Consider the following 7,757-nt stretch of genomic DNA (forward strand, 5'->3'; position numbering starts at 1 on the left):
CTTCCCACAGACTTCAACCAGGAAAGAAGAAACCCATGTTCATCCGCTGCGCGTTTTTCAGGGGTCGGGTCAAGGCCGGCATGGAAGAAGCATTCGATCGCCACGTGCATGAAAAACTCGTGCCGCTGTGGACCCGCTTCCCCGGCGCGCTCGAAGTGCGCGTGCTGCGCCAGCTCGAAAGCGACGTGAGCGATCCCGAACTGGCGATGGTGCTGTCGATCCGCTATGCGAGCCGCGAAGACATTGCCATCGCACTCGACTCGCCCGTTCGCTACGAGAGCCGCGAAGTGTCGAAGAAGCTGTTCGAGATGTTCGACGGCACGGTCTTCCACACGGTGTTCAGCGCCGAGGAGTTCGCGCTCGCGGCCGCCTGAGCGGCGTCTTCTTCTTTGCCGTCTTGTTTGCCTTCTTCGGCTGCGCCTTGCCGTCGAGGTCCGCCAGCTCCCACACGCCGCCGGCCGCCGACACCAGCGCATGCGCGCTGTTGATCAGCCCGATGTGCGAGAACGCCTGCGGAAAATTGCCCAGCTGCCGTTGCGCCACCGGGTCGTACTCCTCGGCGAACAGGCCGAGGTCGTTGCCCAGTGCCAGCAGGCGCTTGAACAGCGCCCGCGCCTTGCGCATCCTGCCCATGGCCACGTACACGTTCGACAGCCAGAAGCTGCACGCGAGGAAAGCGCCCTCCCCGCCTTCGAGGCCGTCCACGCCTTTCTCGGTGCGGTAGCGGTACACCAGCCCGTTGAAGATCAGCTCCTTCTCGATGCGCGCGATGGTGCCCTGCACGCGCGTGTCATGGATCGGCAGGAAGCCGATCAGCGGCATCCACAGCAGCGCCGCATCCACCGCGTCGGCGCCGTAGTACTGCACGAAGGAGTTGCACCCGGCGTCGTAGCCGCGGGCGCAGACTTCGGCATGGATCTCGTCGCGCACCTCGCGCCAGCGCTCGACGGGGCCTTCGAGCCCGTATTCCGTCGCGCTCGCGATCATCCGGTCGAAGGCCAGCCAGCACATGATCTTGGAGTGCACGAAATGGCGCGGTTCGCCGCGCACTTCCCAGACGCCGCAGTCGGGCTCCTTCCACAGCGCCATCAGCTGTTTGGCGATGGCTCGCTCCAGCGGCCACACCTTGTCCATGTCCGCCAGGCCGGCCTTGCGCGCCGCATGAAAGGCCGCGATGACCGAGCCATACACGTCGAGCTGCCGCTGCCCGTGCGCGCCGTTGCCGATGCGCACCGGCCGGCTGCCTTCGTAGCCCGGCAGCCAGTCGAGCTCGAGCTCGGTGAGCGAGCGTTCGCCGTGCAGGCCGTACATCACCTGCAGCTCTTCGGGCGAGCCGCCCACCGCGCGCATCAGCCACCAGCGCCAGGCGCTGGCCTCCTCGACGTAGCCCGAGCCGATCAGCGCATACAGCGTGAGCGCCGCGTCGCGCAGCCAGCAGAAGCGGTAGTCCCAGTTGCGCACGCCGCCCGGCAGTTCGGGCAGCGAAGTGCTCGGCGCGGCGACGATGCCGCCGGTGGGCTCGTAGGTGAGCGCCTTGAGCGTGAGCAGCGAGCGCATCACCGGCTCGTGGAATTCGCCGCCGTAGCCGCAGCGCCCGGTCCATGCGCTCCACTCGATCACGGTGCGCGCCAGCAGCGCGCTGGCGTCGCGCGTCACAGGCGGCTTCAGGTGCGACGGAAACCAGTCGAGGCTGAACGCGATCGACTGCCCCGCCGACACGGAGAAGTCGGCAAAGCTCGCGAAGTTCTCGTTGGTCAGCGGCACGCCGGAGCTGATGCGCACCGAGTCGGGCCCGGCCGTGGCAAACACCGCGCCGTCGCGCCGCTCCATCCAGGGGCACCACTCGCCGTAGTTGAAGCGGATGCGGAACTCGGTGTGCATGGCCACGGTGCCGCGTACGCCCCGCACGATGCGCACCACCTCGTGCGTGCCGTCGATGGCGGGGCGCGGCATGAAGTCGGTGACGATGGCCACGCCCTTGGCCGTGCGGATGGTGGTTTCGAGCACCACGGTGCCGGGCAGGTAGCGCCGGGTGATGCGCGCATTACGGTCCTTGGCACGCGTCGTCCAGTGGCCGTTGCGCTCGTCGCCGAGCAGGCTGGCGAACATGGCGGCGGAATCGAAGCGCGGCAGGCACAGCCATTCGATGTCGCCGCCGCGGTGCACCAGCGCTGCGCTGTGGGTCGAGCCGATGAGCGCGTAGTCGCCGATGGGGCGGTCGGCATGGAGCCGTCCGGAGGGGTGCTTGGGGTTCTTTGGCAAGAGCCCGAGTGTTTTCTTACGCGCGGGCGAGGCGCGCCAGCGACGGGCGCGGATTGCTGACGGACAACGCCTTTTCGCGGGCGTGTCAGGCCTGAGGATCACGCCCCCCAGCCCGGTTCATCCAGTCGTCCACGAAAAACCGTGCACGGAACCTGACCCGTTCGAGCGCAGCTTCGCGCGAAGGCTGCTGCGCCAGCACGAACACGCAGCGCTGCACCCGCCCCTGGCGGAGTTCGGCCTTGCCGGCGTAGGTGCCTTCCGGGGCCTTTTTGAGGTCCACTTGGCAAGTCCAGCCTTCGGGAAGATCGAAGTCGGAGAGTTCCTGGGTCATGGCAGATCGAAGAATAGTTCTCCGGGAGCCGGGGCTCAATGTTCCAGCCAACGGTGCCAAGGGCCTTTTCCAGAAAATGTGATGACGATCGCCGGCCTCGAGGAACCGCCACCAATGGGCGGGTGCCTGAGCGACCTCTACCAACGCCAGCAGACCGTCGCCACCAGTATGGGCGGGCAAACTTAAGCCCAACTGAAGAGCCGCCGGACGAGTTGAAAAATGAAGCAAGAATTGCAAATGCAACTGCAACTGCAGATCGACTCGCACCAGGTCCACCTGTGGCACCTGTACGTTCCCGAACAGGACGACCCCGCCCACGAAGAAGGCATGGCCCTGTTGACACCCGAAGAGCGCGAAAAGCACGGACGCTTCCACTTCGCCCGCGACAGGCGCCGGTACCTCATGACGCGGGGGCTGATCCGCTCGCTGCTCTCCCGCTACGCGCCCATCGCGCCGCGCGACTGGCGGTTCGAAACCAACGCCTATGGGCGCCCGCGGATTGCCAATGCGCTGCCGCAGGCGCAGCCTCTTCGCTTCAACATTTCGCACACCGCCTCACTCATCGTGGCGGCGCTGACGGTGGAGCGCGAGGTGGGCGTGGACGTCGAACACACGGCCAGGGCCGCCCCGCTGGAGATTGCGCAGCACTTCTTTTCCGCCAGCGAGGCGCAGGCGCTGCAGCAGCTGCCGGCCGAGCTTCAACCCTCCCGGTTCTGGGATCTCTGGACGCTCAAGGAAAGCTACATCAAGGCGCGCGGCATGGGGTTGTCGCTTCCGCTGGACCGGTTCTCCTTCAGTTTTGAAGGCGCGCATGACGTGGCAATCGGCTTCGAGGACGGCCTAGACGATTCCGCGGCGCGCTGGCAGTTCTGGCAACTCCAGCCGGACAACGCGCATGCCGTGGCCCTCTGCCTGGAGCGCATGCATTCGGAAACCGTGCAGATCCTTTGCTGGAAGGCGACCCCGCTGCTTGCATCGGTCGAGCAACTCCAGGTCGCGGTGACGCGCTGGTCGCCAGGCGGCTGATTCCGCGGCGCGGAACGCGCCTTGCGGCCTTCCAAATCTCACCCGAGGCTGATCGCGGGCCTTGTCAAGCGGCACGGCTGCCATGGAACATGGATTCCATAATTCTTCACAAGTAAAACGATGCACTAAAAAGAGGTATCAAATCCTTTTTCGCCTGCGTCAGGCAGATATTAACTACCACCAAAAGCTACGATTGACAAAGTGTATTTCCATGGTAAACATTGAATTCATTAGTAACTTAATATTACTATTATCAATTACTTCGCGGTTGAAAATTTAAATCAATTCAACAAACTGCCTCCTAAAAGCGACAAGGCAGATTGCAATTGCCCACCCCCCAATTAACATTTGTTTGCAACAACTAACAAATAGTGCGCAGGGACAAGGTCCTAGGACCGATCACTGACTTTTTAATTGGATGGATGGGGTCATGAATAGAACTTATCGCTCACTCTGGAATTAATCCCTTGGCGCCTGGGTGGCTGCGTCGGAAGACACCCGGGCCTGCGGCAAGCGGGGTGGTAGTCGCGTGGCTGCTGCGCCTCGCGCGCTCACATTGCTTTCCTCAGGGCACTTGCGCGCGGGGGTCATGAGTGCGCTGCTGACCGTGGGCGGACTTGGAGGAGCCTCGATGGCGCAGGCGCAGTCGGCGATTTGCACCACGGCGCCGTACAACTATTACAGCGGCAGCGCGACGTGCGTGGGCCTGCAGTCTCAAGCGACCGCAGGCGGAGCCACTGCGATAGGTTTTAACGCCAGCAGTACAGGACTGAATGCCGTGACTCTCGGCTACGGCGCCATTGCCTCTGCGATTAATGCCCTTTACCTGGGCGCACGTACCGCTCCGGGGACAGGCGCACTGAGCGAGAGTTCAATCGCAATCGGCACGGACGTGACTGCAAGCGGTAACGCTGCCGTTGCCGTTGGCGTGCAAGCCGCCGCAACCGCCCAGACGGCAACCGCCATCGGCTCCACGGCAAGGGCGACCGATGAGGCGGCCACTGCCGTAGGGAACGGCGCTCGGGCGCTGGGGAACAGTTCGCTTGCGCTCGGAGCACAAGCGGTCGCTAGCGGGGCCAGCACAGTTGCGGTCGGCCAGGGTGCCGGCGCGGGCTCGACGGTCGCCAACACGGGTTCGGTCGCAGTGGGCGTTGCCGCAGGAACGCTGGTCAGCGGCGCGCTGAACACCGCGCTGGGGGGAGGCATTGCGAGCGTGATGCGGGGTGCGGGTTCGGGCGTCACGGGAACGCGCAACGTCGCCTTCGGCACAGGCGATGGCACGGTCGCCTACGATGCAAACCTGGACGCTGCGGCAGGCAGCCTGGTAAGCGGCAACGACAATATCGCCATCGGCACCAACGCAGGCATTGGCGTCGCGAACAGCGCAACGACGTCGATCGGCCTGAACGCGAATGCGAGCGGGGGCAACGCGGTCGCCGTCGGCGCCCGAGCCAGCGCGTCTGCACTGAATGCCCTCGCGCAGGGCAATACCGCAACCGCGACAGCCCAGAATGCCGTCGCCGTCGGCTTCCAGGCGGTCGCGACCCAGATCAACTCGGTCTACCTTGGTGCGCGCACCGGCGCAGGAACGGGCGCCCTTGCGCAAAGTGCCATCGCCATCGGCACGGATGTGACCGCCTCTCAAACCGACGCCACCGCGATAGGACGCGCAAGCAAGGCGACTGCTGCAAACACGGTGGCCATCGGCGCCTCGGCCAAGGCGGCAGGCATCAGTTCGGCGGCGCTCGGCAACCTCGCCAACGCCTCGGCCGACTTCTCGCTGGCCATGGGCAATCAGGCCCTGTCGAGCGGCGTCGGCTCGGTCGCGGCGGGCTCGGGAGCCAACGCCGCGGCCGACGGCACCGTGGCGATGGGCAACAACGCCACGGCGACTGTCTCACGCGCAACCGCGTTGGGGTTCGGCACACTGGCGTCCGACCAGAATGCCACCGCAATGGGCGCGCTCGCCAGTGCCACCGCGGCGCAGGCGATCGCGATCGGCAGCAGCGCCAAGGCCTCGGCGCTCAATGCGATCGCCATGGGCACCGGCGCGATCGCCAATTCCGGCGATGCAGTCTCGATCGGCACCGGCTCGACGGCCACCGGCGGCAGAGCAGTGGCCATAGGCGCCGGCAACGTCGCCAACGGCAATGGCGCCGTGGCGATCGGCGACCCGAACACCGCCACCGGCAACGGCGCGATCGCGAACGGTCTGGACAACACAGCCACGGGCGACGGCTCCGTGGCCATGGGCAATACCAACATGGTTGGCGGTGGCGGCCAGGCGGTCAGCACCGCCGGCACGGCGGCGCGCGGCGCGGTGGGCATCGGCTTCCAGAACACCGTGATCGGCCAAGGCAGCGTCGCGCTCGGCAGCACCAGCAAGGCGCTGGCGGCGGGCGCCGTCGCCTTCGGCGATACGGCCATTGCCAACAATGCAGGCGACGTGGCGCTGGGCTCGGGCTCGGTCACCACGGCGGCAGTCGGCACGGCCAGCACTGTGATCGGCGGTACCACCTACAACTTCGCCGGCACCACGCCGACCAGCACGATCAGCGTGGGCAGCGGAGGCAACGAGCGGACCATCACCAACGTGGCGGCGGGGCGGATCTCTTCGAGCTCGACCGATGCCATCAACGGCTCGCAGCTCTACGCCACCAACCAGGCGGTGCAGGCCATCGCGGCCAGCACGCCCACCCACTACTACAGCGTGAACGACAGCGGCACGCAGCAGGCGAACTACACCAACAACGGCGCGACCGGCGGCAACTCCCTGGCGGCCGGCGTCGCGGCCAGTGCTTCCGGGCTCCATTCGGCCGCGGTGGGCTATCAGGCCAATGCGAGCGCGGCGCAATCCCTGGCGATCGGCGATACGGCGGATGCCTCGGCCACCCAATCCGTCGCGCTGGGGGTCCTGGCGAAAGCTGAAGGTGCAAGCGGGTCGACCGCCATCGGCGCCAATGCCAACGCCCTCGCGACCAACAGCTTGGCCGTCGGCGTCTTCTCCAGCGCCCTCGACGTAGGCGCCACGGCCCTCGGCCCTGGCGCGAGGGCCGAGGCGGTGAATGCCGTGGCGGTGGGTCCAGCGTCGCGGGCTCTTGCCACTGCGGCCGTGGCCATGGGCAGGTTGGCAAACGCAGCCGCCACGAACGCCACCGCGATCGGCAACGGCTCGCAGGCATTGGCGGCTTCGACTGTCGCGCTCGGCGACAGCAACACAGTCGCCGCGGCAGCAGGCGTGGGCTCGATCGCGGCCGGTAGCAACTCGCAGGTGCTGGGCGGCACTGGCGCAGTGGCGATGGGCGCCGGCAACATCGCGAACGGCAACGGCGCGGTGGCAATCGGTGACCCGAACACAGCCACTGGCAACGGCACGGTGGCTCAAGGTATGGACAACACCGCCACCGGCAACGGTTCGGTGGCAATGGGCAACACCAACATGGTCGGCGGTGGCGGCCAGGCGGTCGGTACCGCCGGCGCGGCGGCGCAGGGTGCAGTGGGCATCGGCTTCCAGAACCTCGTGGTCGGCCAGGGTTCCGTGGCAATGGGGAACGCGAACACGGCCACGGGACAAGGTTCGGTTGCTTTGGGTAATGCCTCGTCGGTGGCAGCCGCCGGCGGTATCGCCGCGGGCGACACGGCCAGCGCCAAGGCAGCGAACGGCGTGGCGCTGGGCTCGAATTCGGTCGCCAACAATGCAGGCGATGTGGCACTGGGCTCGGGCTCGACCACGACTGCGGCCGTCGGCACGGCCAGTGCCGTGATCAACAGCAAGACCTACAACTTCCAAGGCACCACGCCGACTTCGACAGTCAGCGTGGGTGCAGGCGGTGCTGAACGCACGATCACCAACGTGGCGGCTGGCCGGATTTCCGGTACCAGCACCGACGCGATCAACGGCAGCCAGCTGTTCGCCACCAACGCTGCAATCGATGACGTAGCCACCACGGCCGGCAAGGGCTGGAACGTGACCACAGGCCAGACGGGCACCGGCACGGTCACAGGCACCAGCGTGCAGAACATCGCACCAGGCGGCACCGCCACCTACACGGCGGGCAACAACATCGCCATCACGCAGAACGGCGCAGAGGTGCAGATCGCCACCAGCGCCACGCCCAACTTCACCAGCGTGACCACC

Annotated in this window: 5 protein-coding genes; 3 read left to right on the forward strand and 2 right to left on the reverse strand. The window is 66.3% G+C overall.

What is annotated here, in order from left to right:
* The first annotated feature begins 35 nt into the window (after positions 1-35).
* A complete protein-coding gene (locus tag ASC92_RS06885; protein WP_056512319.1) occupies positions 36-374 on the forward strand; it encodes a hypothetical protein in 339 nt (112 codons plus the stop codon).
* Here ASC92_RS06885 and ASC92_RS06890 read toward each other — a convergent pair.
* Both ASC92_RS06890 and ASC92_RS06895 read right to left on the reverse strand, forming a co-directional pair.
* On the reverse strand, positions 340-2,262 hold the full coding sequence (locus ASC92_RS06890; RefSeq protein WP_082519511.1) for a glycoside hydrolase family 15 protein: 1,923 nt from the start codon (positions 2,260-2,262) through the stop codon (positions 340-342). The two genes, ASC92_RS06885 and ASC92_RS06890, sit on opposite strands and share 35 nt — an antisense overlap.
* A gap of 85 nt (positions 2,263-2,347) precedes the next feature.
* On the reverse strand, positions 2,348-2,593 hold the full coding sequence (locus ASC92_RS06895; protein WP_056512321.1) for a hypothetical protein: 246 nt from the start codon (positions 2,591-2,593) through the stop codon (positions 2,348-2,350).
* Positions 2,594-2,830: 237 nt separating this feature from the next.
* Here ASC92_RS06895 and ASC92_RS06900 point away from each other — a divergent pair, with 237 nt between their 5' ends.
* Together ASC92_RS06900 and ASC92_RS06905 are read left to right on the forward strand one after the other, a co-directional pair.
* Positions 2,831-3,619 carry a 4'-phosphopantetheinyl transferase family protein gene (locus tag ASC92_RS06900; RefSeq protein ID WP_235505716.1) on the forward strand — a complete coding sequence of 263 codons (789 nt, stop codon included), beginning with the start codon at positions 2,831-2,833 and terminating at the stop codon, positions 3,617-3,619.
* 928 nt (positions 3,620-4,547) lie between these two features.
* On the forward strand, positions 4,548-7,757 hold a 3,210-nt coding region (locus tag ASC92_RS06905; protein ID WP_414820396.1), incomplete at its 3' end, for a beta strand repeat-containing protein.

It is taken from the genome of Variovorax sp. Root411 (genome assembly GCF_001425205.1).
Lineage (GTDB): Bacteria > Pseudomonadota > Gammaproteobacteria > Burkholderiales > Burkholderiaceae_C > Variovorax.